The sequence below is a fragment of the Aquabacterium sp. NJ1 genome, assembly GCF_000768065.1.
In the GTDB taxonomy this organism is placed as follows: Bacteria; Pseudomonadota; Gammaproteobacteria; order Burkholderiales; family Burkholderiaceae_C; genus Aquabacterium.
On sequence record NZ_JRKM01000001.1, the window covers coordinates 2857230 to 2883569 of the forward strand.

General features: G+C 61.4%; 23 protein-coding genes. 13 read left to right on the top strand and 10 right to left on the bottom strand.

All coding sequences use genetic code 11. The features are described from left to right. Positions 1 to 37: 37 nt before the first annotated feature. The 3 genes from JY96_RS23980 to JY96_RS12205 all read right to left on the bottom strand — a co-directional run bounded on the left by JY96_RS23980 (position 38) and on the right by JY96_RS12205 (position 2052). Positions 38 to 781, bottom strand: coding sequence for a PEP-CTERM sorting domain-containing protein (locus JY96_RS23980; RefSeq protein ID WP_081961218.1), 744 nt, complete (start codon positions 779 to 781; stop codon positions 38 to 40). 193 nt (positions 782 to 974) lie between these two features. After that, the gene (locus JY96_RS12200; protein ID WP_035037759.1) at positions 975 to 1718 is read right to left on the bottom strand and encodes a PEP-CTERM sorting domain-containing protein; all 744 of its coding nucleotides are present in this window, start codon (positions 1716 to 1718) and stop codon (positions 975 to 977) included. A 121-nt stretch (positions 1719 to 1839) separates the two neighbouring features. After that, positions 1840 to 2052 carry a hypothetical protein gene (locus JY96_RS12205; RefSeq protein WP_052162459.1) on the bottom strand — a complete coding sequence of 71 codons (213 nt, stop codon included), beginning with the start codon at positions 2050 to 2052 and terminating at the stop codon, positions 1840 to 1842. 990 nt (positions 2053 to 3042) lie between these two features. Between JY96_RS12205 and priA the strand changes: the two genes are divergently transcribed. After that, the gene (gene priA, locus JY96_RS12210) at positions 3043 to 5241 is read left to right on the top strand and encodes a primosomal protein N' (RefSeq protein WP_035037762.1); all 2199 of its coding nucleotides are present in this window, start codon (positions 3043 to 3045) and stop codon (positions 5239 to 5241) included. Here priA and JY96_RS12215 read toward each other — a convergent pair. Next, complete coding sequence (locus JY96_RS12215; protein WP_035037765.1) at positions 5238 to 6065, bottom strand: HDOD domain-containing protein; 828 nt, start codon at positions 6063 to 6065, stop codon at positions 5238 to 5240. The two genes, priA and JY96_RS12215, sit on opposite strands and share 4 nt — an antisense overlap. A 235-nt stretch (positions 6066 to 6300) precedes the next feature. On the opposite strand from JY96_RS12215, the gene JY96_RS12220 reads away from it, so the two are divergent. The 3 genes from JY96_RS12220 to cynS all read left to right on the top strand — a co-directional run bounded on the left by JY96_RS12220 (position 6301) and on the right by cynS (position 8695). After that, a complete protein-coding gene (locus JY96_RS12220) occupies positions 6301 to 7149 on the top strand; it encodes a hypothetical protein (RefSeq protein WP_035037768.1) in 849 nt (282 codons plus the stop codon). A gap of 64 nt (positions 7150 to 7213) precedes the next feature. Beyond that, positions 7214 to 8185, top strand: coding sequence for an alpha/beta hydrolase (locus JY96_RS12225; protein ID WP_035037770.1), 972 nt, complete (start codon positions 7214 to 7216; stop codon positions 8183 to 8185). Between the two features lie 66 nt (positions 8186 to 8251). After that, on the top strand, positions 8252 to 8695 hold the full coding sequence (cynS, locus tag JY96_RS12230) for a cyanase (RefSeq protein ID WP_035042564.1): 444 nt from the start codon (positions 8252 to 8254) through the stop codon (positions 8693 to 8695). A 465-nt stretch (positions 8696 to 9160) separates the two neighbouring features. Here cynS and JY96_RS12235 read toward each other — a convergent pair whose 3' ends face one another. The 4 genes from JY96_RS12235 to JY96_RS12250 all read right to left on the bottom strand — a co-directional run bounded on the left by JY96_RS12235 (position 9161) and on the right by JY96_RS12250 (position 15914). Next, a complete protein-coding gene (locus JY96_RS12235) occupies positions 9161 to 10213 on the bottom strand; it encodes a two-component system response regulator (RefSeq protein WP_052162460.1) in 1053 nt (350 codons plus the stop codon). Continuing rightward, positions 10200 to 13577 carry an MHYT domain-containing protein gene (locus JY96_RS12240; RefSeq protein ID WP_035037772.1) on the bottom strand — a complete coding sequence of 1126 codons (3378 nt, stop codon included), beginning with the start codon at positions 13575 to 13577 and terminating at the stop codon, positions 10200 to 10202. Before JY96_RS12240 ends, JY96_RS12235 begins: the two co-directional genes overlap by 14 nt. Positions 13578 to 13676: 99 nt before the next feature. Then, a complete protein-coding gene (locus tag JY96_RS12245) occupies positions 13677 to 14570 on the bottom strand; it encodes a hypothetical protein (protein ID WP_035037774.1) in 894 nt (297 codons plus the stop codon). A gap of 84 nt (positions 14571 to 14654) precedes the next feature. Beyond that, positions 14655 to 15914: a murein transglycosylase A gene (locus tag JY96_RS12250; protein ID WP_052162461.1), complete on the bottom strand. Its 1260-nt coding sequence runs from the start codon at positions 15912 to 15914 to the stop codon at positions 14655 to 14657. Here JY96_RS12250 and JY96_RS23600 point away from each other — a divergent pair. Next, a complete protein-coding gene (locus tag JY96_RS23600; protein WP_161784315.1) occupies positions 15913 to 16062 on the top strand; it encodes a hypothetical protein in 150 nt (49 codons plus the stop codon). The two genes, JY96_RS12250 and JY96_RS23600, sit on opposite strands and share 2 nt — an antisense overlap. Here the strand turns inward: JY96_RS23600 and JY96_RS12255 are convergent. Together JY96_RS12255 and apaG are read right to left on the bottom strand one after the other, a co-directional pair. Continuing rightward, positions 16020 to 18161 carry a site-specific recombinase gene (locus JY96_RS12255; protein WP_081961220.1) on the bottom strand — a complete coding sequence of 714 codons (2142 nt, stop codon included), beginning with the start codon at positions 18159 to 18161 and terminating at the stop codon, positions 16020 to 16022. The genes JY96_RS23600 and JY96_RS12255 overlap by 43 nt on opposite strands. Then, on the bottom strand, positions 18161 to 18535 hold the full coding sequence (gene apaG / locus JY96_RS12260) for a Co2+/Mg2+ efflux protein ApaG (RefSeq protein ID WP_035042571.1): 375 nt from the start codon (positions 18533 to 18535) through the stop codon (positions 18161 to 18163). The genes JY96_RS12255 and apaG overlap by 1 nt, the downstream gene beginning before the upstream one ends. Before the next feature lie 145 nt (positions 18536 to 18680). Here apaG and JY96_RS12265 point away from each other — a divergent pair, with 145 nt between their 5' ends. The 8 genes from JY96_RS12265 to JY96_RS12290 all read left to right on the top strand — a co-directional run bounded on the left by JY96_RS12265 (position 18681) and on the right by JY96_RS12290 (position 26337). Then, the gene (locus JY96_RS12265) at positions 18681 to 20441 is read left to right on the top strand and encodes an alkaline phosphatase (protein ID WP_035037779.1); all 1761 of its coding nucleotides are present in this window, start codon (positions 18681 to 18683) and stop codon (positions 20439 to 20441) included. Between the two features lie 246 nt (positions 20442 to 20687). Further along, the gene (locus JY96_RS12270) at positions 20688 to 21077 is read left to right on the top strand and encodes a DUF6864 domain-containing function (RefSeq protein ID WP_035037781.1); all 390 of its coding nucleotides are present in this window, start codon (positions 20688 to 20690) and stop codon (positions 21075 to 21077) included. Continuing rightward, on the top strand, positions 21074 to 21394 hold the full coding sequence (locus tag JY96_RS23210) for a hypothetical protein (RefSeq protein ID WP_152606481.1): 321 nt from the start codon (positions 21074 to 21076) through the stop codon (positions 21392 to 21394). Before JY96_RS12270 ends, JY96_RS23210 begins: the two co-directional genes overlap by 4 nt. A 151-nt stretch (positions 21395 to 21545) precedes the next feature. Beyond that, the gene (locus tag JY96_RS12275) at positions 21546 to 23294 is read left to right on the top strand and encodes a hypothetical protein (protein WP_152606482.1); all 1749 of its coding nucleotides are present in this window, start codon (positions 21546 to 21548) and stop codon (positions 23292 to 23294) included. 123 nt (positions 23295 to 23417) lie between these two features. Then, positions 23418 to 24518 (top strand): DUF262 domain-containing protein, encoded by a 1101-nt coding sequence (locus tag JY96_RS22855; protein WP_035037786.1) that lies wholly within the window; start codon positions 23418 to 23420, stop codon positions 24516 to 24518. Next, positions 24515 to 25174, top strand: coding sequence for an MAE_28990/MAE_18760 family HEPN-like nuclease (locus JY96_RS23215; protein ID WP_152606483.1), 660 nt, complete (start codon positions 24515 to 24517; stop codon positions 25172 to 25174). Before JY96_RS22855 ends, JY96_RS23215 begins: the two co-directional genes overlap by 4 nt. Before the next feature lie 331 nt (positions 25175 to 25505). Continuing rightward, positions 25506 to 25784, top strand: coding sequence for a PH domain-containing protein (locus JY96_RS12285; RefSeq protein WP_200883498.1), 279 nt, complete (start codon positions 25506 to 25508; stop codon positions 25782 to 25784). 58 nt (positions 25785 to 25842) lie between these two features. Further along, complete coding sequence (locus JY96_RS12290; protein ID WP_035037789.1) at positions 25843 to 26337, top strand: hypothetical protein; 495 nt, start codon at positions 25843 to 25845, stop codon at positions 26335 to 26337. Positions 26338 to 26340 lie beyond the last annotated feature (3 nt).

The window sequence follows — 26340 nt, forward strand, 5'->3', positions numbered from 1 at the left end:
CCCGCAGGAGGCTTCTTGATGCGGGGATCGGGCGCCGTCAAGCGCCCTGCCTGCGCCGCTTGCTGATCAGCAGACCCGCCAGGCCCAGGCCCATCAAGGCCGGGGTGCCGGGCTCGGGCACCGCCACAACGGTGATCGTGCCGAAGTCCGTGACCCCTGTCAGCGCACTCTCGCCAAAGTTAAACAGGCCTAAGGACGTCATGACTTTGTTGAAGCCCTCCGTGGTGATGGACAGCCCCGTCAGGGTGGTGATGTAGGTGCCTGAGTTCTGGGTGCTGGTGGAGCCGGTGATGGAGCCAATGTCCCACAAGTAGACGTTGTTCAACGTGCCCACGCCATTGCCGCCGATGAGGGTGGCGTAGATCTTCTTGTTGGCCAGGTCGATATTCAAATCCGTCACGGTCAGCGAGCCGCCGGAAGACACACTCTTGAGCACGGGTGCGGTCATGGTGACGCCACCCGTTGTGGAAAAAGACAGCACCTGTTGGGTGCCCGTATCAATGGTCAGCGACGTGATGGGGGCCGCGTCGGTTGCCTCTGTGTAGAAACCGTCTGAGTCCTTCAACACCGTGGCCGTGGCAGCACCATAGCCCACGACGTTCGTCTTGCTGGTGTCCAATGCGGCCAGCAAGTCGACACTGAAGTCCAGCCTGGCGGCCTGGGGCTCAAGGTAGAAGCCGTTGTAAAGGGTGTTCGTGGGGACCGTCACACTGGCGGCACTGGCCAGGCCAGCAGCCAGGAACATGGACGCAACCACGCCCTGCTTGAATCGCAATCTCATGAGCTTCACCTGATTTTTGATGGGGGACGACGTAGTCCGATGCCATCAAGGTAGCAGCGCCTGAATCAGGCAGGCATTGGGGCAAGCACGGCCCCCGCCTAGAAGACGGCGCAATTCACGACCGCTGTAGCGGCGCGCCCATGAAAAAAGTCTCCCATAGGAGGCTTCTTGATGCGGGTATCGGGAACCACCGTCAAGCGCCCTGCCTGCGCCGCTTGCTGATCAGCAGGCCGGCCAGGCCCAGGCCCATCAGCGTGCTGCTGGTGGGCTCGGGTACCACGGTGGCCGTGAGCGTGCCGTAGTCGGTTGTGTATTGGTAGAGTTGTCTGCCCAAGATCATCAGCCCCAGGGATTTTTCGAGTACCGCGTAGCCTGTTGCGGTGATCTTCAGCCCCGTCATGCTGGCCACGGTAGTGCCAGGACCGGTTGGATTGGTGAGGCCTGTCACGCTGCCGATGTCCCACAGATAGACGTTGTTGAGGGCGCCCACACCATTGCCCCCAATCAGGTTGGCATAGACCTTCTTGTTGGCAAGGTCGATGTTCAGGTCGGTCACCGTCAAGGAGCCCCCTGTGGACATGCCAAAAAGTTGGGGTGACTGCACGGTGATCCCCCCTGTTGTGGCCAGAGACAGCACCTCGTTGGTGTGGTCATCGATGGTCAGCGAGGTGAGGGGGGCGCTGAAACCCGCGCTTTCGTAAAAGCCATCCGAGTCCTTGGTCACGGTGGCACTGGCGGCGCCGTAGCTGCTCAGGGTGGCTTTGGTGCTGTCCCATGTTTGCAGCAAGTCAATGTAAAAGTCCATGTTGAGCGCCCCGCCACCAAAGGCGATGCCCTGGTATTCGGTGCCGCTTGGGATGGTCACGGAGGTGGCGTGAGCCAGTCCGATGCCCATGAACATGGATGCTGCAAAGCTGGGCTTGAACCATGAGGTCATCTGTTTCTCCTTGAGTTTTTAATGATGTCCGGGGGGCGACCGGTGTCGCCAGGCTGGACGCGTCCAACCCCATGAAAAAAGCCTCCCGCAGGAGGCTCTTTGGTGGGGGACCGGAAACCGATCAGCCCAGGGCAGCCAGGTCGGCGCCGACCTTCTGCAGCATTTCTTCGGTGATCAGGCCACCGGAGAACTTGGCGACCATCGACAGGGCGAAGCCCTTGCCCATGCCGATTTGCGGGTGGGTGGAAATGCCGGGCATGTGCTTTTCCAGGATGGCCTTGGTGGCTTCGTTGTCCAGCAGGTCGCCGAGTTTGGATTCGATCGAGAAGCTCATGGTTGTCTCTCTAAGGATGATGGGTTGACTCAGATAAGCGCACCCAGCATGTCTGCAGGCGACCTGCTTTGGGCGCATCCTCAAGCATAACAAGCTTCAAACGGGTGTTTGCGGCCAGGGCGGGATTTTCCTGCCCCTGAAGCGTGTGTGTGGTGTGGCCCTTGCCCTGAACACGGCTTGCGGTAACACAAATTCCGCGCGATTGCGGCACGGGAGCGGCGCAATTTTTGTGTTAACCCACCTGACTTATCCCCAAAAAAGGGCGAACGACAAGGCCCTTGTCCGCTTTGACGGAGGCCCCTGCGCAAATCACGGGCATACGTCTTAAGTGCTTGATTTTGAAAGAAACTTTGACTTTGCCTGTTCTTGGTGCAGATCAGGATAAACCCCAGGCGGACAAGCAGTTAGCGCGGGTGTGCATAGGTTTCCCACAAAGTTATCCACAGAAACGGTGCACAAGTTCAGATGTAAACAAATCAAGCACTTAGCGGGCACTGCTTCCGTCTGACTTTGATAGTTTTCAGCAAGTGGCCGTTCGCGCCGGGGCCTCGGGCGCCAAATTGGCGTGCTCGGCCAAAAGTGCATGAAAGAATCGGCCGGGCAACCCTGTTCAGTCCGTGAACAATGTCACAGTGTCTGACAAAGTGTGTAAGGCTTTGAGCAACTAGGGATTACCCTCGAAATTGACAGGCGATACCACACTTATCCCCATGAATGCGAACCCATGTGCACACAGATGGGGCAAAGCCGGCAGAACGGTCAGATGCCCGACAATCGATGCTAAGTTGTTGATTTATATAGAACGCCCTTGATTGCCTCATCTTGAGGCAATTTGATCCAAACGACCGTCTGACAAGCATTTAGCGCGCGTTTACAAAGCTTTCCCACAAAGTTATCCACAGTCCCCGTGGATAAGGGTGAAGCCCAATCGAATCAAGCACTTGCCTGCATCAGTTCATATCCTTGTAAGAATTTCGGAGACAAGAACGCATGTCAGCTCATCCCCCCTCGCCATCCCGCGTCGCGGTGGTGGTGGAGGCGCCTCAGCACAGCGGCCTGTGGGGGGCGCTGGACTACCTGAGCACGCAGCCGCTGCAGCCGGGCACCCTGGTGCGGGTGCCGTTGGGCCGCCGGGTGGTGACGGGTGTGGTGTGGCAAGCGGGGGCTGACAGCGCGGCGGGCGAGGTGGCCGAACAGGATCTCAAGGCCGTGATCGAGGTGCTTGATGGCCTGCCACCGCTGCCCGATGCCTGGCGGCAGCTTGTCAAGTTTGCGAGCGCTTACTACCAGCGTAGCCTCGGTGAAATGGCGCTCATGGTGCTGCCACCCGAGTTGCGTCAGCTGGATGCCCTGCAGTGGGGGCGCCGGCTCAAGCGCCTGGACAAGGTGATCTCGCCGCCCGAGGCCACGCCCAAGCGGCGGCGCAAGGCATCCGCGGAGGTGCCCCCCGAGCCGGCCTGTACGCAGGAGCCGCCCGCCTCGGCGGCGGTTCCCCTTCCGCCCGTGCCGCTGCCGGTCCTGACCGAGCAGCAGGCGCAGGCCCTGGCGCAACTGGCCATCGCAGGGGGCCCGCCTGGGGACAAGCCCTTCCTGCTGTGGGGCAGCACCGGCAGCGGCAAGACCGAGGTCTACCTGCGCCAGGCCCAGCGCGCCCTGGACGAGGGCCGCCAGGTGCTGATGATGGTGCCCGAGATCAACCTCACGCCGCAGCTGGAGGCGCGCGTGGCCGAACGCTTTGCCGGGCGCCACATCGTGTCCTTGCACAGCGGCCTGACGCCGGCCCAGCGCCTGCGCAACTGGCTGATGGCGCACTACGGGCATGCCGACCTCATCCTGGGCACGCGCCTGTCGGTGTTCACGCCGCTGCCCCGGCTGGGCCTGATCGTGGTCGACGAAGAGCACGACCCCAGCTACAAGCAGCAAGATGGCGCCCGCTACTCCGCCCGGGACCTGGCCGTCTACCGCGCCCGGCTGGAGAAGGTGCCCGTCATCCTGGGCTCGGCCACGCCGAGCCTGGAGAGTTGGTACAACGCCTTGCCCGAGGCCGAAGGCGGCGCGGGCCGCTACGTGCGCCTGGCCATGCCGGCCCGGGTGGGCGATGGCGACATGCCGCGTGTGCGCGTGCTGGACTTGTCGCGCGCCCCCAAGCTGCCGCGCGGGCAGGAGCCGCCCCCGGTGGCGCGTGAGCTGCTCGCCGCCATCACCCAGCGCATCGAACAGGGCGAGCAAAGCCTGGTGCTGCTCAACCGGCGGGGTTACGCGCCCGTGCTGCATTGCAGTGACTGTGGCTGGAAGAGCGGCTGCCCGCATTGCAGCGCCTGGCGCGTGTTCCACAAGGTGGACCGCACCCTGCGCTGCCACCACTGCGGCTTCACCGAACGCGTGCCGCGTGCCTGCCCGGACTGCGGCAACACCGACATCCACCCCGTGGGCCGGGGCACCGAGCGCCTGGAAGAGCAGCTCGCCGAGGCCCTGCCGGGCGCGCGTGTGGGGCGCATTGACGCCGATGTCACCAAACACAAGGGTGCGCTCGAAGAACGCCTGGCCACTGTGCACGCCGGCGAAGTGGACGTGCTGGTGGGCACGCAGATGGTGGCCAAGGGCCACGATTTCCGGCGCATCACCCTGGTGGCGGCGGTGAACCCGGACGCGGCCTTGTTCGCCAGCGACTTCCGCGCGGCCGAGCGCCAGTTCGCGCTCTTGCTGCAGGCCGCAGGCCGGGCCGGGCGCGATGCCGATGTGGCCGGCCACAGCGAGATGTGGGTGCAGACCTGGCACCCCACGCACCCGCTCTACCAGGCGCTGAGCCGTTATGACTACGCCGATTTCGCCGCGCAGCAGCTCAAGGAGCGCGAGATGGCCGGCCTGCCGCCCTACGCCAGCCTGGCCATGCTGCGCGCCGAAGCCAAGACGCAGGAGGCCGCCGTGGCCTTCCTGAACGAAGCCATCGAGGCCGTGGCCCACCTGGCCGAGGCACTGGGCGGCATCACCCTGTACCCGCCGGTACCTACGCCCGTGCAGCGCGTGGCCAATGTCGAGCGGGCGCAGCTGATGGTCGAGTCGCCCTCGCGGCCGGCCCTGCAGCGCTTTTTGAGCCAGTCGCAGGCCGTGTGGCTGGCGCTGGCGCAAAAAAACCGCCGCAGCGGTTTGATCCGCTGGGCGGTGGATGTGGATCCGCTGTCGATTTAGCTGATCATGGCTTCCAGGCCTTCGGCCAGCTCGGACATGGGCGGCATGTCCTTGAGCAGCACGTCGGGCTTGAGGCCCAGCTTCTGGCAGACATCTGCGGGGATGGTCGAGGCCAACTCTTCGGCGGACAGCTGGTTGTGCTCGGCACGGGCGCGCCACACGGCCAGGTGGATCACACCGGCGACCGGGTCGAAAGGCGCAGCGGCCAGCGGCGCGGGGAACTTGCTGATGGCGTCCACGAAAGTCACGGGGAAGCGCCATTGGCGGGCCAGCTCGGCGCCGACATTGGCGAAGCTGTAGCCAAAGGAGGTGGTCTCCATGTCGATGCGGCGTGGGTCCATCGGCGAGGCCAGCTTGTCCAGATGCAGCATCTGCTCGGGCATGGCGGCGTGCATCACCAGTTGGCCGATGGCGTGCATCAGGCCCACGGTGAAAGCCTGGTCCACATTGACCGAGGCCTTCTTGGCCAGCCAGCCGGACACGGCCGCGGTGTGCATGCTGTAGCGCCAGAACTGCGACAGGTCCATGCCGGGCATGGATTTGTAGCCGCCGGTCAGGCCGGAGCTGATCACCAGGGTGCGCACGGTGACGAAGCCCAGCATGGACAAGGCGTCGTTGACGGTGCCCACGCTGCGTGACACATGGTAGTAAGCCGAGTTGGCCAGGCGCAGCAAGCGCGCGGACAGCACCGGATCGGCCGCCAGCTTCTTGGCGATCTCGTCGATCGACACGTCGTCGCTGTTGAAGCTGTCAATCAGCTCGTGGACGATCTTGGGGATGGCCGGAAGGGCCTGGGGTTGCTTGAACAGGGCTTCGAGCTGCATGTTTGCCAGCCTCCATCTCGATTAAAACCAGTCGGTTCTGCCGAAATCCTGCGCGAACGCGTACTGGGTTTGTGGCAGATTGATCGCATATCGTCCCTTTCGGGAACGACTTGAGCATCGCCGATGAAAAGATATTTCGAGCGATGGAAATAAAGCACGGCTTGCCCTTTGTTGCAAGCTTGGAAACGGCTTCATCGGTGTGAAGGATGTCACGATGCGAGAAACATTGAAAGCCATGGGCACCCGAAGTGGTTTGCCCGGCGGGCGGCTGTCTGCACTGGTGCTGGGGGCCTGCCTGGTGGGGCAGACGGGCCAGGCGGCATGGGCAGAAGGCCAGGGCGGCCTGCCCCAGCGCAACCTGCTGGTGGAATGGCGCATGGGTGGCCAGGGCCAGACCCAGCAGCGCAACCAGGGCATCCGCACCGGGCAGATCATCGTGGACAGCCGTGGCGGCGTGGTCGGGCGCACCAGCATCGGCATGGAGACGATCCAGACCGAAAGCCAGACCGACACGGTGCAACAGGTGCAGGTGCTCAACGGCGGCAAGGCCCGGTTGTTCGTGGGCAAGAGCCAGCCCTATACCGTGTGGCAGTGGGCCTGGACGGGCCAGGGCGGCGGGGGCCTGGGTGTGATCGGGCCGCAGGCGAACAATGCGGGTACCAACGCGGGGGGCGCCACGGCCGGGGCCTCGGGCAACACGCCTGCCGGTGGCAATGGCCAGGCAGGCAACTATCCAGTCAACATGGTGCCCCAGACCGTGTGGATCGACCTGGGCCAGGGCCTCAATGTGCGGCCGCGCTGGGCGGGTGGCCACGCGCCCGTCATCGTCGAGCTGGAGGCACAGGCCCGCCAGCCCGCGCAACTGGGCTCACAGATGGGCGGCGTCTACGGTGGCCAGATCGACCCGGACGGCCAGACCCGCCGCATCGAGGTGGCCAGCACCTTGTCCGTGCCGCTGGGGCAATGGGCGGTGGTGGCGCGCAGCGGTGGGCGCGTGCAACGCCAGCAATCGGGTAGCCTGTCGACCCGTGACCTGGATGACAGCCAGTCCGAGCAGCTGGAAATCCGCATCACGGCGCCGTGAATCAAGCGCTGAACCCCGCCCTGAACCGAGTCCTGGACTCACCCTTGTACGAAAGACAAGCCAAGTGCCCGCCGAACAAGACAAGCCGCAAGCCAACCCTCATGCTGCCCGTTTTTCGCGCCTGACCCGGCTGCTGCTGGACAACGTCAAGCGCGCGGGCTTCACGCCCATCCACAAGCTGCCGGTGCAGCAGGCCCGCCTGGCGTATCAAGCCGGCGTGGCGGCCTCCGAGTTGCCGCATGCGCCCCTGGCACGGGTGGAAGACTTCCACATCCCCGGGCCGGCCGGCCCCATCCGCGCGCGCCTGTGGGCCAACAGCCATGAGCCCGAGCAGCCCGTGCTGCTGTACCTGCACGGCGGCGGCTTCGTGATCGGCAGCATCGAGACCTGTGAATCCATGTGCCGCCAGATCGCGGTGCAAAGCGGCGCGGCCGTGGTGGCGATCGACTACCGCCTGGCGCCCGAGCACAAATACCCCGCCGGCCTGCAAGACTGCTGGGCGGCCTTCACCTGGTTGGTCGAGCATGGCCGCAGCATGGGGCTCAACGGCCAGCGCATCGCCGTGGGCGGCGACAGCGCGGGCGGCACCTTGTCGGCCGCCGTGGCCCTGATGGCGCGTGATGCCGGCCTGCCGCTGGCCCTGCAGGCTCTGGTCTACCCCTCGGTGCAGACACGCAGCGTGACCGAATCCTTCAAGGCCTTCTCGCAGGACACCTTGCTCAGCGCCGAACTGATGAACTGGTTCGAGCGGCAGACCATGGGTGATTCGCTGGACCACGACTGGCACCGCGAGCCGCTGCATGCGCCTGACCACCGTGGCGTGGCACCCGCCTGGATCGGCCTGGCCGAGTGCGATGCGCTGACCGATGAAGGCCATCAGTACGCGCAAAAGCTGCGTGATGCCGGCGTGCCCGTCGAGGTGCGCGAGTGGCCGGGCGTCATCCACGACTTCATCAACATGGGGCGCTTTTTGCCCGAAGCGCTGGAGCTGCACAAGGCCATGGCCGCCGCCATCAAGCACGCGCTGGTGGATTGAGCCGGGGGCAGGTCGGTACGATCCTTGCTGGGCATGAGGCTCTTGTGAATCAACATGGAGCTGAGCATGAACCGAGAAGACGTGACCGACCTGATCGTGCAGGCCAAGGTCAAGAAGGGCCTGAAGTGGGCGGATGTGGCCAGCAAGGTGGGCCTGAGCAAGGAATGGGTGACGGCGGCCTGCCTGGGGCAGATGACGCTGACAACCGAGCAGGCGGCGGTGATCGGCGACATCTTTGATCTGCCGGATGAGGCCAGGTTGTGGCTGCAGGAGGTGCCTTACAAGGGCTCGCTGCCCACTTCGGTGCCGACTGATCCTTTGATCTATCGCTTCTACGAGCTGATCAGCGTGTACGGCACCACGTTCAAGGCGCTGATCCATGAAGAGTTTGGTGACGGCATCATGAGCGCCATCGACTTCAAGATGGACCTGCAGCGCGAGCCCGACCCCAAGGGCGACCGCGTGAGCATCACCATGTCGGGCAAGTTCCTGCCTTACAAGACGTATTGATCTTTGGTGCTTTGTCCGTGGTGCTCTGTCGGGGGAGCGCGGGGCGCGGCCGAGGTGGCCTGCGTCAGGGCTTCATGTTGACGGTCCTGCCCTTGGCAGGACTACCCTGCGATGCTCGTGACGAGGTGGGGCCCTTCAACTCGCTACGCGGCTGCGCCGCTGCGCTCAAACATATCGGGCCAGTCAGATGACGAAGCACGCTGCGCGTGCCCACCTCGCCACTGCGCGTCTCGGCGTCCCCAAGGCGCCCCGCCGCAGGCCACCTCGGCCTTTGATCGCCCCGCTGGTGTGCCGCCAAGATGGTGGGGGCCGCGCAGAGCCTGCGGTCTGTGCATGGCACAAGCGAGTCGGAAAAGGGCTGAGCCGGTAGCGGGCGGGACCGTCCACAATGAAGCTCCGCCCGCTACCGGCTCAGCCCCCGCCTCGCGCTCCCCCGCCAAGCCGCGCAGGACTCAGCCCTGCTCATCACCCACCCGTTGCCGACGCATCCGAGACCGGGTCTGCCACCAGCTTGGCGCGGGTGTGCTCGGCCCAGCGCTCCTTGATCTCCAGGATCTGCGGCAGCACCTGCACGAACAACTCGACGAGCTTGGGGTCGAAGTGCTGGCCTGCGTCCTTGTGCAGCACCTCCAGCGCGGCCTCCACCGTCCAGGCCTTCTTGTAGGGCCGTTCGGTCGTGAGCGCGTCGAACACATCGGCCACGGCCACGATGCGCGCCTCGATGGGGATGTCCTCGCCCATCAGGCCATTGGGGTAGCCCGCGCCGTTCCACTTCTCGTGGTGGCACAACGCAATCTGCCGCGCCAGCTTGAGCAGCGATGAGCTGTGCTCGCCAATGATCTCGGCGCCAATGATGGGGTGGCGCTTCATCACGTCCCATTCTTCCGGCGTCAATGGGCCGGGCTTGAGCAGGATGTGATCGGGGATGCCGATCTTGCCGATGTCGTGCATGGGCGCGGCTGTCAGCAGCTCCTCGGCGGAGGCCGCGGTCCAGCCGGCGGCCAGGGCCAGGGTCTTCGAGTAGTGGCTCATGCGGATCACATGCAGGCCCGTCTCGTTGTCCTTGTACTCGGCGGCCAGGCCCAGGCGCTGGATGATCTGCAGGCGGCTTTCGCGCAGCTCGTCGATGCGCACCAGCGAGAGGTGGTTGCGCACGCGGGCCTTGACGATGGGCGGGCTCACCGGCTTGGTGATGTAGTCCACCGCGCCCAGCTCGAAGCCGCGTGTCTCGTCGGCCACGTCCGACAAGGCCGTCACGAAGATCACGGGGATGTGGGCCGTGGGCGGGTTGCGCTTGATCGCCAGGCAGGTGTCGTGGCCGGTCATGCCCGGCATCATCACGTCCAGCAGGATCAGCTGTGGCTTTTCAGCGGCGGCCAGTTCCAGCGCCTTGTGGCCATCGCGGGCGAACAGCAGGCGGTAGTCGTCCTGCAGGATCTGGCGCAGCACCTGGAGATTGGTCGGCTCGTCGTCCACCACCAGGATGGTAGGGCGCACTTCGCGGTCAGAGTGGGGCATCGGGGGTCTCCAGTTGCAGCAGGCCATCGGCGATGTCCTGCGTGCACCTTGCAGCGGCGTCGAAATCGAAAGCCTCCACGGCCTCAGCCAAAGCGCTCAGCTTGCTGGCATCGGCGTAAGGGGCACAAGCCTGTTGGACCTTGGTCAGCAGGTTGTCCAGGCATTCACCGCGCTGGAAGGCGGCCTTGAGCTGGCCCAGCTTGCGGTGCAGCGTGGCCACGTCCATCTCGACGGCGGGCGGGGTGGCGAGGTTCGGGCCTGGCGACTGCGCGGCCAGGTGGGCGATTTCCTGCGTGGCGGCAGCCAGGCTGTTCAACAGCGCTTGCCAGGCGCTTGCCAAGGCTTCACCCGCTGGTTGACGCGCCAGCGTTTCCACCTGCAAGGCGGCCTGCTCGATCTGGATCAGGCCCAGGTTGCCCGCGGCGCCCTTGAGTCGGTGGGCTTCGCTGAACGCCACTTCGTTGTCGGGCACGGGGGCCTGCTGTTGCGCGGCCAGCCAGCTGCTGCGATCGCTGGCAAAGCGTTGCAGGGCTTGCAGATAAGCCGGCCAGGCCTGCCACAGCTGGAGGCCGCGTGGCAGGTCAACGATGGCCGCATCGGCCTGGACGCCCGCCGCCGTCGGCGCAGCAGCCTGGATGGGGATCAAGGTCAGGCCGGTCACACGGGCCATCTCGGCCATCAGCTCGCCCATCTCGATGGGCTTGGTGGCAAAGCCGTCCATGCCCGCGTCGATGGTGGCCTGGCGGTCTTCCTGCAGCACGCTGGCTGACAGCGCCAGCACCGGCGTGCGCCGCGCGCCTTGCTGCAGCTCGCGCTGGCGCAAGGCCCGGCAGGCGCTGAGGCCGTCCATCACGGGCATCTGCACGTCCATGAGGATGAGGTCGAACTCACCTTGCGCCGCGCAGGCCAGGGCCTGTTCACCATTGCTGGCGGTCGTCACGCTGTGGCCCTGCTTGCTCAACAGCACGGTGATCAATTCCAGGTTCTGCTCGACGTCGTCCACGGCCAGCACACGCATGGGCGGTAGCGCCATGTTGATGGCGGGGTGGGTCAGGCCTTGTGCCCGCGCCGCGTCACCCGGCTCCAGCGGGATCAGCACATGGAACACGCTGCCTTGCCCCGGCTCGCTGGTGGCCCAGATGCGGCCATGCATGAGCTCGGTCAACTGTTTGCTGATGGTGGTGCCCAGGCCGGTGCCGCCAAAGCGGCGGCTCATGGAGGCATCGGCCTGTGTGAAGGCATCGAAGATGTGCGGCAGGCGATCCGGCGCAATGCCGATGCCGGTGTCCTGCACCATGAAGTGCACGCCCTCGGCTTCGCGTTGCGCACGCACGCTCACGCGACCGGCTTCGGTGAACTTGATGGCATTGCCCACCAGGTTGAGCAGGATCTGGCGCAGGCGGTGCGGGTCACCCTTGACGTAGTCGCCCACGCTGGCGTCCACCTCGCCGTGCAGGCTCAGGTGCTTGCGCTTGGCCTGGACGGATTGCTCGGCGCACAGCTGCTGCACCAGGTCGGTCAGCGAGAAGTCGAGGTGCTCGAGTTCAACGGCGCCGTGCTCCAGCTTGGAGGTGTCCAGGATGTCGTTGAGCAGGTGCAGCAGGCTGCGGGCCGATTTGTGCACCGTCTCCAGGCGCTTGCGTTGCTCGGCTTGCAGGTCACCCGACAGCACCACGTCCGTGAAGCCCATGATGGCGTTCATCGGGGTGCGGATCTCGTGGCTCATGTTGGCCAGGAAGGTGCTGCGGGCCTGGGCAGCGGCTTCGGCGCGTTCCTTGGCCACGCGCAGGTCCTCTTCCATCTGGCGGCGCTCGGTGATGTCCAGCAGCACGCCGTCGATCCAGTCCACGGTGCCGTCCTTGCTGCCCACTACACTGCCGTTGCCCCACATCCAGCGCAGGCTGCCGTCACGGTGGCGCAGCTGGAACTCCAGCACGAAGTGGCGGTTCTGTCTCAAGGACTCGCGCACCACGGCGGCGATGCGGGCCACATCCTCCTCGGGCACCAGGTCGGTGAAGCGCACGCTGGCCATGGGCCCCAGAAAGTCGCCCGCCGGGAAGCCGGTGATCTTCTCCACCGCGTCGCTGATGAAGACCATGGGCCAGCCCGGCTCCATGCGGCAGCGGTACGAGATGCCGGGGATGTTGGCAATCAGCGTGCGGAACTGCTCTTCGCTGTCTTGCAGCTCACGCGCCATGCGCATGCGCTCGGTGATGTCCGACACGAAGGCCACATACAGGTTGGCACCGGTGATGCGCATGCGGGCCATCACCAGGCGGATGGGGATCAGGTGGCCATCGCGGTGCCAGCCTTCGGTGTCGCGTTCTTCGTCGATGAAGCGGCTGGCTTCGCGCAGGAAGGCATCGAAGTCGGTTTCGGCCAGGGCCTTGCGTTTGGGCGGCATCAACCGGGACACGTGCTGGCCGATGAGCTCATGGGCCGCCCAGCCATAGATGCGCTGCGCACCCGGGTTGAAGTCCTGGATGGTGCCCTGGCTGTCGAACACGATGATGCCGTCCAGCGCCGAGTTGGAGATGGCGCGCAGGCGGGCGCCCTGGCTTTCCAGGCGTTCGATGAGCTGGCGGTAGCGCGACAGGCCGGTGGCACCGGCCACCAGCACCGTGGCCACCATGGTCACCAGCGTGATGGACAAGGCGATGGCCACCGGGTCTTGCAGCGCGTTGCTGCCGTTGCCTAGTGGCTTGCCAATGAAGCGCGCCGCGGCCATGCCCGTGAAGTGCATGCCCGAGATGGCCAGGCCCATGACGCTGCCACTGATCATGGACTGCACCAGCCGCGACTGCATGCCCAGCACCGAATCCTTCACGCCAAAGCGCACCCACAGGGCCAGCACGGCCAGGCTCACCGCCACCACGATGGACAGCGCGAACATCAGCGGGTCATAGCGCAAGGCAATGGGCATCTGCATGGCGGCCATGCCCATGTAGTGCATGGTGCCGATGCCCGCGCCCACGAGGGTGCCGCCCAGCCACAGCTGGGCCTTGCTCACTCGTGCGCGGCTGAGCAGGTCCAGCGCCACCCAGGAGGCCACCGCGCTGGGCACGATGGACAACATGGTGAGCTGCGCGTCGTAGTGCACGGTGGTGCACAACTTGAACGACAGCATGCCGATGAAGTGCATGGCCCACACGCCGCAACCCAGTGCCAGCGAGCCGGCCAGCAGCGTCAGCTGGCGCATGCTCCGCGTGGGCATCTCGCCGGCCTGGGCCGCTGCCTGCAGGCCCATGGTCGACGAGAACACCGACACGGCCAGCGCCAGCGCGACCAGCCAGGGGTCATAGCTGCCGTACAGCAGCAGGCTGGGGTCGGTCTGCCAGACGAAAAATGGGGACAACACAGACATGGGGCGTCCTGCGCACAAATGTGGACGCCCCACTTTGTCTCAATTTCCGAGACCCTTATCGCTGCATGAGTCGCGGTATTCGTGCTCAATTGGGCCTGTTCAGCCCAGCATGACCTCGTTGATCCGGGCAGACAGCCTGTCCGCAATCTTGCGGTAGCCATCCAGATTGGGGTGGATCTCGTTGAGCCAGTCATTGCTGTTGCCCACCTCGCCCGGGTTGGCCATGACCAGGGTGTTGCGGGTGTCGATGACATGCAGGGCGGGCAACTGCTTGCCAGGCTTGCCGTGTTCGCAGTCCAGCTCCAGCAGGCTTTCGGCCAGGGCGTCCATGATGCGGTTGACGATCAACTGCTGCAGCTGCACGTCCATGGCGCTGCCCTTGAACACCTTGTACAGCCAGGGGCCCAGCAGCTTGAAGGTGCCCACAAAGCGCGCGGGCGCGTCGCGGGGCGTGGGGTAATCGTAGGTGTGCACGAAGGCCGGGCGGCCCTTGCTCTGGCTGTTGCTGGCATCACGCAGGCCGATGATGGCCGCGTAGCCCTCCTGAATGGATGTGAGCAAGGCCTCCAGCTTCTTGCGGTTGATGTAGGCCTCGGGGTCGCGCTTGGCAGGCTTGTAGCCGCTCACGTCAATCAGGTCCTTGGCGGCATCGATCACATCGTTGCCACCACCACTGAGCAGCAGGGCATCAAACGGGTAGTTGAAGTTGCGCTTGGCCAAGAAGGCTTTGAGGTCCTTGTTGGCGGCCAGATCCGAGATGTGCAGGATGGTGTCGCCCGGGTAGGCCAGGTTCAGCACCCGCGTCCACTTGGCCAGCCGCAACTCGAACAGCAGGTTGGAGGATGGCACCGCGCCGATGGTGAACCACGAGTCCCCCTCGGCCAGAAAGTGCCAGTTGTAATTGGGGTCGGTGGGCGAAGGCGGCGCGTCGCCCTCCTTCAGATTGGCCGGGTAGATGACATCGACGCGCAGGCTGGGCTGGTTGCTGGGCATGGTGGGGTCCCTCTGTTGCGAATGATGAAATCATCTTAGGCAAACAGGTGGGCCGTGTCGATGGCCCGTACGGCCCCCATGTGCTCAGGGGTTGCCGTTCCTTGGCCACAGCACCCACAGCGCCAATTGCTGCTTGGTGCGCCCTGCCTGCGCCAGGGCCTCGTCACCCCAGCCCCAGAAGAAGTCCGCGCGCACCGCACCCAGGATGGCACCACCCGTGTCCTGCGCCATCACCAGGCGTTGCAGGGGTTGCGCCACTACCGGCGTGGCGGACCAGGCCTGCGGCTGCGTGGTGTCCAGCCACACCGGCGTGCCCAGGGGGATGCTGTCGCGGTCCACTGCCACGGAGCGGCCCGGGGTCAGGGGCACACCTTGCGCGCCCAGCGGGCCGGCTTCGGGGTCGGCCAGGGGCTCTTCCTTGAAGAAGACGACGCGGGGGTTGGCGCGCATCATCTCGGGCACGCGGGCCGGGTTGGCCTGCGCCCAGGCGCGGATGGCGGGCCACGAGGCCTGCTCCAGCGTGAAGGCGCCCTGGTCCACCAGCCAGCGCGCCACCGATTGGTAGGGCTGGTCATTGTGGCCCGCAAAGGCCAGGCGCACCACGCGAGGCTGGCCGCGTGCATCCAGCTCATCTTGCAGGCGGATGCGGCCCGAGCCCTGCACCTGGATCAGCAACACATCCAGCGGGTCAGCCAGGTAAACCAGCTCACGCCCGGCCACGGCGGCCTTGCCATCGGGCGAGGTCTCCAGCTCGTTGCGGCTGAAATAAGGCTTGCGCTGGCCCAGGTCCAGCGGCGCGCGGTACAGCGGGTACTGGAAGCGCGCATCCGGCTGGCGGCGGCCATCGAGCAGGGGCTCGAAGTAGCCCGTCATCAAGCCGGTGTTGCCGCCGTCCAGCGTGGTCACGCGCCAGGGCTTGAGCTGGCTTTGCACCCATTGGCGCACAAAGCCGTCGTCCACTTCCTGGCCCCAGCTGGCGCCCAGCTTCTTCACATCGGCGCACACGCTGGCCCAGCCCGTCGCAGGCTTGATGCAGCTCTTCCACAAGGCGGGCCACCACTCGCTGACGCGGTCGTCGTTCCAGCCGGGCAGCTCGCTCCATTGCGCGGGCATCCAGTGGGCCTTGGGCCGCAGCAGGCCGCCGCTGCCATCGGGTTGGGGCGTGATGGTGCCAGGCGCGGGCAGGCGGGCTGCGCTCACAATGGGCGCATTGCCGCCTTGGGTGTGAACCCAGGGCAGCATGCCGCAGGCGCTCAGGCTGCCTACAATGAAACCGGTGATCAGGACACGGGCACTGCGTGCCGCCAGATCGACACGCCAATTCGGAAACGGACAAAAACTCATGTGGCTGATTGTGCTGGAAGCGGTGGCGGCCCTGGCCGTCCTGATCTTCGTGGTGTGGTGGACGATGTTTTCAGGGCGTCGCGGTGGCGAGCTGCCGCCCGAGCTTCAGGATGCAGAGCGGGGCGGCAACAAGAAGCTCAAGGGTTGACGGCGCACACGGCGCCAGATGGCCGCGCGCAAGCGGGCGCGGTCTTTCACACGCACGCTGCGTGAACGCAAGGCCACCAGCAGGGCCAGCCCGAAGCTGACGCCCACATTGAGCAGGCCCGTCACCGGCAGGGCAGCGGCACACCACCAGAACACCGGGTCATGCAAGGCGCCAGGCCCCAGCGTGCCCAGGGCGGCCATCAACTGGCCGGTGGACAAGGTCACGTGGCGCACATCCAGCGGCAGCGCCATGAAGCCGGCGATCACCGGCACCAGGCCCAGCATCAGGCCCAGCGACACATTGGCCGCCAGCCCCGAGATGTTGGCGCGCCACCAGGTGGCCCAGCGCGCCGCACGCGCCACCCCCACCCAGGCGCGGATGTGCGGGTTCCAGCGCATGGCGCTGTCCAGCTTGTGCAGCACGAACCAGTTCTCCACCCAGCCCGCCATCAGGCTGGACACGAACAGCAGCACGCCCGTGAAGGCCGCGTACCAGGCCGTGGGGCCCAGCAGGGTCAAGGTCTCCAGCACATGGTGCGCCGAATGCTCGCCGATCAAGGGCTTGCCCAAGGCCAGCCAGGCCGCACCCTGCATCAACAGCACCAAGGGCGCCACCACCAGCAGGTTGCCCACGATGCCCGCCGTCTGGGATCGGATCAGGTGGGCCACTTCGTCCACAAAGGCTTCAATGGCCGCATCGTCCTTCGTGTTGGACAACTTCGCAGCCATGGCCGGTGCCGTCATGGCGGGCTGCTTGGTGGCCACCGTCCAGTGCAGCAGTTGCACGATCACGAAGCTGATCGCGTAGTTCACGCCCGCGCCCATGCCCGCCCAGAAAGGCGACAGGCCAATGGCCAGCACCACGAACTTCAAGAAGGTGGTGCCGGCCAGCACCGCCCCGCCACCAGCGGCACGCTTGAGCATGTCCACATACTCGGCCTTGCTGCGGGTGATGTAGTGCTCGCCCGTTTCGGCGCTGCGCTCGGCCACTTTGCGCGCCAGCAAGGCGTAATGCTGCGTGAACAAGGCGCGCACACTGCGGCGGCGCTGCCCGGTCTTGACCAGGCCCACCACCAGCTCGCGCATGCCCGGCGTGGCCTGCTCGGCCAGCACCACATCCAGCAACTGCGCGATGCGGTCGCAGCGCTCGCACAACTGGTCGATCTGGAAGACGAGGTCCACCGAGATGCCCTGCACCTCCAGGTGGCCATGCAGGCCGCGTGCGGCTTCGGCGCAATGGTCCAGCAACACGCGCAGGTACTGGGCTTCATGCAGCAAGGGGGCGGGCCAGGGCGCACCCGTGGCCCCACTGCGTGCATGCGCCAGCGCCAGCTCGTGCAGGCGCTCGATCACGCGCGTCAACTGCCTGAAGGCCAGGCGTGCGCTGCCCTTGCCGGCGTCGGCTTCAAGGGGGGCCTCAACCGCCGTGTCATCGGCGGCATCAAAGTCCACATCCACCCGCGTGCCCACGCGTGAGCGGAAGGCCGGCGAAAAGCCCGCTGCGCGCACCTGGGTGGCCAGGTAGTGCATGGCGTCATAAAAAGGCTCGCGCCAGGCCAGGGCCGAATGGTCGGCATGCGCACCATTGCCCGGGGCCTGCAAAGCCAGGGCCTCGGCCCACAAGCTGGCCACCCCTTCCAGCGTGGCGTCATCCAGCGCCTGCAGCCAGGCCGCGTCATCGGGGTCGTCAAACAGCAGGTTGAACAGCGCGGCCAGGTCCGCCGTGTCGGGGCTCATCGGCAAGGCCTGCCGGCGCAGCCGCTCACCAAATTCGTTCAAGAAAGACGAACGCGGCGAGAAGCCAAAGTCAGCCAGCAAGGCGGCCACGTCCATGTCGCGCCAGAAGGCGGCCAGCAAGGCCACCACCTTCGCGCGCCGTGCGGCATCCTGCTGCAACAGGCGCACCACGTTTTGCGTGCCGCTCACCGGCTCGCCGCGCCGTATCCAGTCCAGCAGGCGGATCAGCCAGATGTGCCGCTCCACCAAAGGGGCCTGGTCATCGGCCTGGTCCAGCAGCTCGCTCAGCTCGAAACCATTACCGGGCCGTGGCCACCAGGTCTGCCGCTTGAGCGGATGAAAGCGTCTTGAAATCAATGGCATCAATGCAGCGACTGCGACCTCGCCAAAGTGAAGGCGGGGATCGGGGCCTCAAACCAATGGGCGTCCTCAGTCATGCAGAAGTAAGTGCCTTGCATGATGCCATGCGGTGTGTCCAGCCGCGTCCAGGAGGTGTATTCAAACCTTTCACCCGGTTTCAACATGGGCTGGTTGCCCACCACGCCCAGGCCGCGCACCTCTTCGGTCTTGCCGGTTGCATCGGTGATCACCCAATGGCGGCCAATCAACTGCGCAGGCACCGTGCCCGAGTTGACGATGGTGACGGTGTACGCGAACACGTACTCGTGCCGCGCGGGGTTGCTCTGGTCTTCCAGGTACTGCGGCGCCACGGCGCACGTGAATTGGGCTTGGCTCATGCGGCCCATTCTAGGCAAATGGCGCCAGATAGCCCTTTGCATACCCCAGCAAGTCATGGGGATGTCACCACTTGGCGGCACCATGCGGCGTCCTGTTTACTGACGCATTGCGTCGTCATCAAGTTGCTGTAAGGGAGTTCATTTCATGGATCGTCGTCGTTTCTTGTCGGCACTGGGTGCCATGGGTGGTGGCTTGCTGGTGACCTGGCAAGCCCAGGCCACAGACTGGCTCAACCTGGGCACGGCCCCGCTGGACACATCCGGCATGCGCACCGACTCGGCCCGCGTGTTCGACCTCTCTGTGTCTTCTGCAGACCCGACGCTGACCGGCGTGATCCTGTGGACGCACATCAACCCCGACGCCATCAAAGCCAACGAGCCGCTCTACCTGCAAGTGGCGCTGGATGCCAACTTCCAGACCATGCTGATGCAGGCCCAGATCGCGCCGCAAGACATCACGCCCGAGCGCGACCACACCATCAAGATCGACCTCGATGGGCAATTACCCGCCACCAACTCAGGGGGGCCTTACTTCTACCGCTTCATTTATGACCGCACGCTCAGCCGCACCGGCCGCTGCCGCACGCTGTCATCTGCCGGCAATGGCTTGAAGCACCTGAAGTTCGGCCTGCTGACCTGCCAGGACTACACCAACGGCTACTACGGTGCCCTGAGCCACGTGGCCAAGGACGACAGCCTGGACTTCGTGCTGCACCTGGGTGACTTCATTTATGAATCCGCCGGTGACCCACGCTTCCAGAGCCTGCCCTTTGCCGACCGCATGCTGGTGCTGCCATCAGGTGGCATCGTCGCCATGGACCTGGCCGACTACCGCACCATCTACCGCAAGTACCGCAGCGACCCCAACCTGCAAGCCGCGATGGAGCGCCACACCTTCATCTGCGTGCCCGACGACCACGAAACCGCCAACGACAGCTACTGGGACTACGCCCGCGACACCCTGGGCGCGCCCGACCACCCCTACACCACCGACCCGAAATACGGCAACAGCCCGGCCTTGCTCAAGCAACTCAAGCTGGACTCGCAACGCGCCTGGACCGAATACGTGCCCGCCCGCGTGGCCTACAACCCGCTGGCCACGCACCCGTTCGAGGCCCTCAAGGTGTACCGCCGCTTTGCGTTTGGCAGCTTCCTTGATCTGTTCATGATCGAGAACCGCACCTACCGCAGCCCCCACCCCTGCGGCGAGAAAGACGCTCTGGGCCGTTACCTGCCCATTGGCTGCACCAAGTACAACAGCCCCGAGCAGACCCTGCTGGGCGCCACCCAGCACAACTGGCTGGTGGAGGGGCTGACCCAATCGCGCGCCACCTGGAAGCTCATGGGCAACCAGACCTTCTTCGGCCGCCTGGCCGTGACCTTCCTGGGCGCCGAGCTGGCGCCGCTGGACGTGGACGCCTGGGACGGCTTCAACGCCGAACGCCGCGCCCTGACCGGCGCCCTGCGCGACGCCAAGGTGCGCAACTACCTCGTGGTGACGGGCGACCTGCACACCTTCATGGCCAGCAACACCAAGCACGACTACGGCAACCTCAACCCGCTGGACTTTGACAACTTCGTGGGCGCCGAATTCATGACCCCCTCGGTGACCTCGGCCAACCTGGGCGAAATGATCGGCAGCAAACTCACCGCCCAGCAACGCACCCTGCTGATGCAAGGCCTGGCCGCCCCGGCCGTGCGCCTGAATAACCCGCATATTCAATACTTCAACAGCAACCAGCAGGGTTACTCCACCCTGGAGCTGACCGACAGTTATGCCGAATGGGTGGCCTACGCCGTGGACAAGAGCGTGAACGACCCGGCCGTGGCGCGTAAATGCGTGGCACGGCAGCGCAAGTACATGTCGCTGCCCTGGTTGATGGCGCAGAGTACGAGCGGGTATTGATGGAGGATAAGGAATAAGGACGCGGCGAATAAATTCGTGGCGAGGAGGCAAAGGGCCGGGTTGATCCCCGGCCTTTTTAGTTTTTATTAAGGATTTGTTGATGGTGGGTGGATATGCTTGGGCGTTTATTGGGGTGCGGTTGTGCGTGCTGGCAGATGTGGGAGATACTTTTGGCGTCTAACGGAATTCGCGACATTTGTGCTCTCTAAATTGCAGTTAGGCTTCCAAATCTACTAAGGGAAATTGATGTCCTTCATCCTAAACGGAGGCCCAGCTATTGGGCATCCATATGCGCCCCTTCGCATCAAGACGGGGGGGCGAGATGTAGTTGTATCTGGTACTGCGATCACGGCAGACAACAAGAGCTTAGAGTTCTATTTGGCAGACCTGATTGTCGTTCTCAAATTCGAGACCGACGGCGAATCACCTAGATTCGGCTCAGTTTTTGCGGAAGGATCGTCTCTAACTCTTCCGCTATATAACTTTAACAACTCGCTTGGTTCTGGCACCACGATACCGATTGAAATTGGAACGCTTAACCAAAGAAAGCTGTTCCTGTCGTTCATGATTTACGCCCTTACCCCTCAGAGCTCAAAGGTTGTGCATTACACCTTTATGGTTGGAGATGCGGCATGAACGATCCTATATCTCAGGGAGATGTCGAGGGCGTGATCAAGGTTCCTACAGGGGACATTGGGGACAGATCAATCTCCACAGCCATACCAGGAACACTTACGCAGCAAATTGGATCAGGTGAACATGCCCAAAACTCGATCGTTTACCGCACAATTTTGTGGTCATTCATCGCCGGTGGGGCGCTCTCGGTTGCGGTCGTCGTGATCGCTCTTGCAAAGGGAGGCTCTACTGCTCTTGCAGATATTAAAGATGTTTGGTCCGTCTTCGCGCCAATAATCACCCTTTCTCTCGGCTATCTTTTTGGGAAGAGCAAGTGAAGCATTCTTTTCGAATGCGAGCATGTTTGCGCCAAGTCGTTGCTTCAATTTCCAAAGCCGCGCCTTTGCGCCACAGCCTAACTGTAGGTTCAACGCGGACAAAAATGCGCCGCATTTTTTCAGGTTAACCTGAGCGTTAGACATACAGAAAATGACAATATGCCGCATCAAAGTCGAAAATGTTAAGGGCGCCAAGTGCCATGACATCGTCGCAAACATCATTCCGAATAAACCATCACTGCTGGTTGCGCCTAACGGATTCGGGAAAAGTTCTATTACAGCCGCATTCAGCAGCCTAATTCCTTCAAGGTTAAAGCTGGAGGACGACCACCTACATTGTGGTAGCGCAAACAATCGTCCTAAGTTAACCATTGAATTGCAGAATCCGGCGGGCGGCATCATTACCCTTGTTGCGGATGACGGTAAAAATGAGTTGGCCGGCAAAATTGACGTTTTCGTCATAAACAGCAGACTAGAGGCAAAAGCCATAAAGCGAAATATGGGTCGCTTTACGACAGCCTCTGCCTCATTAAAAATCGGCGAAGTGGTTTTGGTTGAAAAAATACCAAAAACTGCATATTTCAACTACAGAGTCGCGGATTTAAGAAGAACCTTTGGGGTAAACGGAAAGTGCCTAACAAACATCGAATTCATATTCAAGAATTCGGCGGCTCTGGCAGAGCTATTCGAAGAATGTCAGCTGCTGGCTAAAATTTCCGGCGCAAGAATACAAGAAAAGCTCAAAGCAATCATTCATTCAATCAATCAGCAAAACGGCGACGCTGCAGCAATTAAACAATGGATTGAGATAAATTGCCTCGCGGAGCTAAGGCAAATCCAGTGCTTGGAAATAGTGGCCCGCATTTTTCTAGAGCACACCCGGGAAATAAAGTCCCAAGTAGAGGCAGTGCTGTGTGCATATCAAATGTGCGTGCTCTATTCATTGAATCCAGCGGAATTCAAAAGTGCGTGCATATACGCGCAATACAGCGCCGACAAAGAAACGTATAAGCAAGTCATATCCTCTTTCGATACAACATGGAAAGACGTAAAACCCAAAGAGCAAAAGGGGCAACTTGTAGTTGATTTTCCAGGCGCGATGCATATCTCTAACGGGCAGAGAGACTCGCTAACATTTGCCGCAATGACCCAACGCATTAAAGGCAGAGTTGGGAAGCGAGATGCAATTCTTATAATAGATGAGGTCTTCGACTACTTGGATGACGCAAACCTAACGGCGGTGCAATATTACATCTCCAACCTCATAGAGTCGATGAAGGTGAGCGGCAATAGAATATACCCCCTAATATTTACGCACCTCAACCCAATATATTTCAAGAATTACGCATTTAACGATCAAAAAGTGTACTTTATTGACAAGCGAACGCAGTCAATAAATGAGCACTTCAAAAAAATAATCCTCAAACGCGAGGATCCAGCCATCAAGGCTGACGTAGAGCGCCACTTTATTCACTACCACCCGGACGATGTGGATTTGCAGGCCGAGTTCTTGGCCTTAGGGTTAAAGCAGTCGCTGGGGAAATCCCAGAATTTTCGTGCATATACATTGGGAGAATGGGAGAAGTACAAGCGAAATGAGCCGGAATATGATCCGTTCGCCATCTGCTGCTTTGTTCGGGTCAAATTGGAAGAAATCGCATACAACAAAATCGCGGACCCGGCACACCAAACCGAATTCATTAACACGAACAAAACTCGCAATAAACTAGAGTATGCGAGGTCAATTGGAGTGAAAGTTCCGGAAACAGCCTTCTTGCTGGTCATCATTTATAACGAAGGACTGCACGTGCGCAACAATGTAGACAACAGTTCACCAGTGGTGGCAAAGTTAGAAAATCTTGTTATCCGAAAGATGGCAATAGAGGCCACTGATGGCTAACTGGTCGGTCAAGCGGTCGCCAACACTGGCCATGGCTAGTGTCGGTAGCGCCCTCCGCCCTGACGGCCTGCGGCACCGCTTACCTTGGGCGTTAGACCTCACAATTCAAAGCAATAATCACATATGAGCAAAATCGAACAGGAACTATCAATCGCCGAGCAGAGCTTGTCCACAGACTCCTACTCAATGTCGATCGGAGAGTTGATCTCTTCTTACAAGAATGGTGAGGTCGAAATTAATCCGGCCTTTCAAAGAGTCTTTCGATGGAGTGATTTTGCAAAATCACGACTGATAGAATCATTCCTTCTTGGCTTGCCTGTCCCTCCAATTTTCGTCTACCAGAAACCATCAGGCACCTGGGAGTTAATCGACGGACTTCAGCGCATTTCGACCGTTCTTCAGTTTGTTGGAGAATTGAAAGATAAGCAAGGTAATCTTGTCACCCCTCTCACTCTAACTTCAACAAAGTACCTTCCCTCTCTTTTGGGTACTTATTGGAAGCCAAGCCAAGAAAATGACCCATTGGCTTTTCCTGAAAACCTTAAACTAAAATTCCGCAAGTCGCGAATCGATGTAAAAATTATTCTACCCAAAAGTAATGAGTTGAGCAAATATGAGCTATTTGATCGACTGAATACGGGCGGTAGCCCAGCCACACCTGCAGAAGTTCGCAATTGCTTGATTTTAATGAAGGATACAAGGCTGTTCGAGTGGCTGGAGCACCTTGTTAACTATCCCGCTTTCATCGATACCACTCCGCTAACCGACCGTCAAATCGAAGAGCAGTACAGATTCGAATTGTTAACTCGATTCCTAGTATTGCAATCCACATCACCGGAAGAAGCTCGCAATATTGATGATCTTGAGACATATTTAAATGATAAAATATTGAGAATCGCTGATGATGCCACTTTCGATCGCCTCGTCGAAGAGCAGAAGTTTAAAGATGTTTTTGACCGCCTTTCACGGATTTTTGAAGACAATATATTCCGTAGATTCAATGTAGAAAAGAATCGATTTATTGGGCCATTCCTTCTTGCCGCTTTTGAAGTAATAGCGATTGGGGTGGCAATAAATATCGAAAACGTGCGTCAGCACGATGATGATTGGCTCACCCAAAGGGTCCGGAATCTTTGGGCAAACAATCTAATTCGCAGCATTGGAATGAGATCTTCTCAACGAATGGCTCAAACGCTCCCAATAGCACGGGAGCACTTTAGATGAAGTTGCGGTCGCTCAGTGAATTCAGTGAGGCATTAGCAAGCCTGATTTCTTGGCGGAAGCACGAACTCAAAAATCTGCAGAGCTTTTTTCGAGATCAAAAAGCACCACTTGTTCCCCTGGTTAAATCTTCATTGCTTTTAACTTACGCTCACTGGGAGGGCGGTATTAAGGACATGGCTGAAACATATCTTCGATATGTTGAGCGGCAACGCCACCTGCGCAAAGATTTGCACGTCTCATTTCTCGCGTTGGCATCGCTTTCCGCCATTCGCTCTTGCTCTGGCTCAAAGCAACTATTGCCTTATGTCCAAACAGTTGATTACATAATTCATCATCATGATGATCGGTATCGCTTGCCAAATATTCAATTGATTGATACCGAAAGCAATTTGTCATCATCCGTTTTGCGCAACATATTGCTTTGTATTGGTCAGCCAGAGGCTTGGGAGGACTTTGAAGATAAGCAGCGCACGATAGACACCGCGCTTTTGGCAACGAGAAACTCTATTGCTCACACCGGCCGCACTGACCGCGAAGACGTTCCAATAGAAGAACTGCTACAAGACGTGCTTGACCTGTTGGAACGCTTCAAAACTCTCTTAGAAAACTCTGCAGCAACAAAAAAATATCTTCACCAAGCCACCAGTGATGCCTAACTCGTCGTTCAACGCGGGCACCGACACTGGCCATGAAAATGCCGAAAGCATGGCCTGTGTTGGCGCCCTCCGCGCTTCACACTACGGCGCGGGTTAACTAGGGCATTAGGTTTTCTGCAAACAAGCACCCTGAATATTCGTTATGCACTAACATACCAAACAGCATCACATCAAATCGGGAGCACGGCATGGGGAGTTATATCCAAAAGCCCCTGACTGCTGACGAGAAGGTCATCTACGAAGCGAAGATCAGCGTTTGGTCTCTCACGCCCTTGATCGTCCTTGGCCTTCTGCTTGTGCCCGCTGGGGTTTGGGGTTGATCGTTCTGCTCATGGCATTGATTCGATACAAGAAGACTGAATTGGCGTTCACGAACAAGCGTGTGATCGCGAAATTTGGTTTCATCAGCCGCCATACCGTTGAAATCTACCTTTCGAAGGTAGAAAGCCTTCAAGTCAGCCAAGGCATATTCGGGCGGATCTTTGACTTCGGCACCTTGATCATCTCCGGCGCAGGCAATCCACGAGCCCCCATTCCGGGTATCGATAGTCCGATGCTGCTTCGTCGGTTGCTCATGGAGTTTCAAGATCGCTCGGGAAAAGCATTGTGATCATGCTACCCACGTCATTACCACCCGCTCGCCCCTCATCAATCCAGTCCAGTTCAAAATGAAGAAGCTCCTCCTATCCCTCGCCATCGCAACCCTCGCCGGCTGCGCAACCTACAAGCCCATCCCCGAGAACTACGCCGGCCCGATTGCCACGGTCGCCGACAGCGGCCAATCTGAAGATTCCACCAAGGCCCAAATCTTCGCCCTCACTGAAATCGATGGCCATGGCATTCGCGACAGCTTCGGCACCAGCCACCAGGCCAGTTATGGCCAAGGTGCCACGTTGCGCTTGGAAATCACCGAACGGCAAGTTCCCGCGCATGCGATGAAGGTGAAGATTCGCGGCAGCCATGCCACCGACGCCCCCATTCACGAGCTGGCGAGCCGAGCCGCAGGCACCTTCTTCGAAGTGGAAGGCGTGGTCGATTTCAACCCGCAAGCCGACAAGCGCTACAAGGTGGTCGGCAGGCTGTCCCAACACGATTCGACCGTGTGGATCGAGGATGAGGCCACGCATCAGCCTGTGACCCAAAAGGTCGTGAACCAGCGCTGATGG

Excerpts from the sequence above, each read along its gene's own strand:
- JY96_RS23980 (WP_081961218.1), bottom strand. The coding sequence starts at position 781 with ATGAGATTGCGATTCAAGCAGGGCGTGGTTGCGTCCATGTTCCTGGCT.
- JY96_RS12200 (WP_035037759.1), bottom strand. The coding sequence starts at position 1,718 with ATGACCTCATGGTTCAAGCCCAGCTTTGCAGCATCCATGTTCATGGGC.
- JY96_RS12205 (WP_052162459.1), bottom strand. The coding sequence starts at position 2,052 with ATGAGCTTCTCGATCGAATCCAAACTCGGCGACCTGCTGGACAACGAA.
- priA (WP_035037762.1), top strand. The coding sequence starts at position 3,043 with ATGTCAGCTCATCCCCCCTCGCCATCCCGCGTCGCGGTGGTGGTGGAG.
- JY96_RS12215 (WP_035037765.1), bottom strand. The coding sequence starts at position 6,065 with ATGCAGCTCGAAGCCCTGTTCAAGCAACCCCAGGCCCTTCCGGCCATC.
- JY96_RS12220 (WP_035037768.1), top strand. The coding sequence starts at position 6,301 with ATGGGCACCCGAAGTGGTTTGCCCGGCGGGCGGCTGTCTGCACTGGTG.
- cynS (WP_035042564.1), top strand. The coding sequence starts at position 8,252 with ATGAACCGAGAAGACGTGACCGACCTGATCGTGCAGGCCAAGGTCAAG.
- JY96_RS12235 (WP_052162460.1), bottom strand. The coding sequence starts at position 10,213 with ATGCCCCACTCTGACCGCGAAGTGCGCCCTACCATCCTGGTGGTGGAC.
- JY96_RS12240 (WP_035037772.1), bottom strand. The coding sequence starts at position 13,577 with ATGTCTGTGTTGTCCCCATTTTTCGTCTGGCAGACCGACCCCAGCCTG.
- JY96_RS12245 (WP_035037774.1), bottom strand. The coding sequence starts at position 14,570 with ATGCCCAGCAACCAGCCCAGCCTGCGCGTCGATGTCATCTACCCGGCC.
- JY96_RS23600 (WP_161784315.1), top strand. The coding sequence starts at position 15,913 with ATGTGGCTGATTGTGCTGGAAGCGGTGGCGGCCCTGGCCGTCCTGATC.
- JY96_RS12250 (WP_052162461.1), bottom strand. The coding sequence starts at position 15,914 with ATGAGTTTTTGTCCGTTTCCGAATTGGCGTGTCGATCTGGCGGCACGC.
- JY96_RS12255 (WP_081961220.1), bottom strand. The coding sequence starts at position 18,161 with ATGCCATTGATTTCAAGACGCTTTCATCCGCTCAAGCGGCAGACCTGG.
- apaG (WP_035042571.1), bottom strand. The coding sequence starts at position 18,535 with ATGAGCCAAGCCCAATTCACGTGCGCCGTGGCGCCGCAGTACCTGGAA.
- JY96_RS12265 (WP_035037779.1), top strand. The coding sequence starts at position 18,681 with ATGGATCGTCGTCGTTTCTTGTCGGCACTGGGTGCCATGGGTGGTGGC.
- JY96_RS12270 (WP_035037781.1), top strand. The coding sequence starts at position 20,688 with ATGTCCTTCATCCTAAACGGAGGCCCAGCTATTGGGCATCCATATGCG.
- JY96_RS23210 (WP_152606481.1), top strand. The coding sequence starts at position 21,074 with ATGAACGATCCTATATCTCAGGGAGATGTCGAGGGCGTGATCAAGGTT.
- JY96_RS12275 (WP_152606482.1), top strand. The coding sequence starts at position 21,546 with ATGACAATATGCCGCATCAAAGTCGAAAATGTTAAGGGCGCCAAGTGC.
- JY96_RS22855 (WP_035037786.1), top strand. The coding sequence starts at position 23,418 with ATGAGCAAAATCGAACAGGAACTATCAATCGCCGAGCAGAGCTTGTCC.
- JY96_RS23215 (WP_152606483.1), top strand. The coding sequence starts at position 24,515 with ATGAAGTTGCGGTCGCTCAGTGAATTCAGTGAGGCATTAGCAAGCCTG.
- JY96_RS12285 (WP_200883498.1), top strand. The coding sequence starts at position 25,506 with ATGGCATTGATTCGATACAAGAAGACTGAATTGGCGTTCACGAACAAG.
- JY96_RS12290 (WP_035037789.1), top strand. The coding sequence starts at position 25,843 with ATGAAGAAGCTCCTCCTATCCCTCGCCATCGCAACCCTCGCCGGCTGC.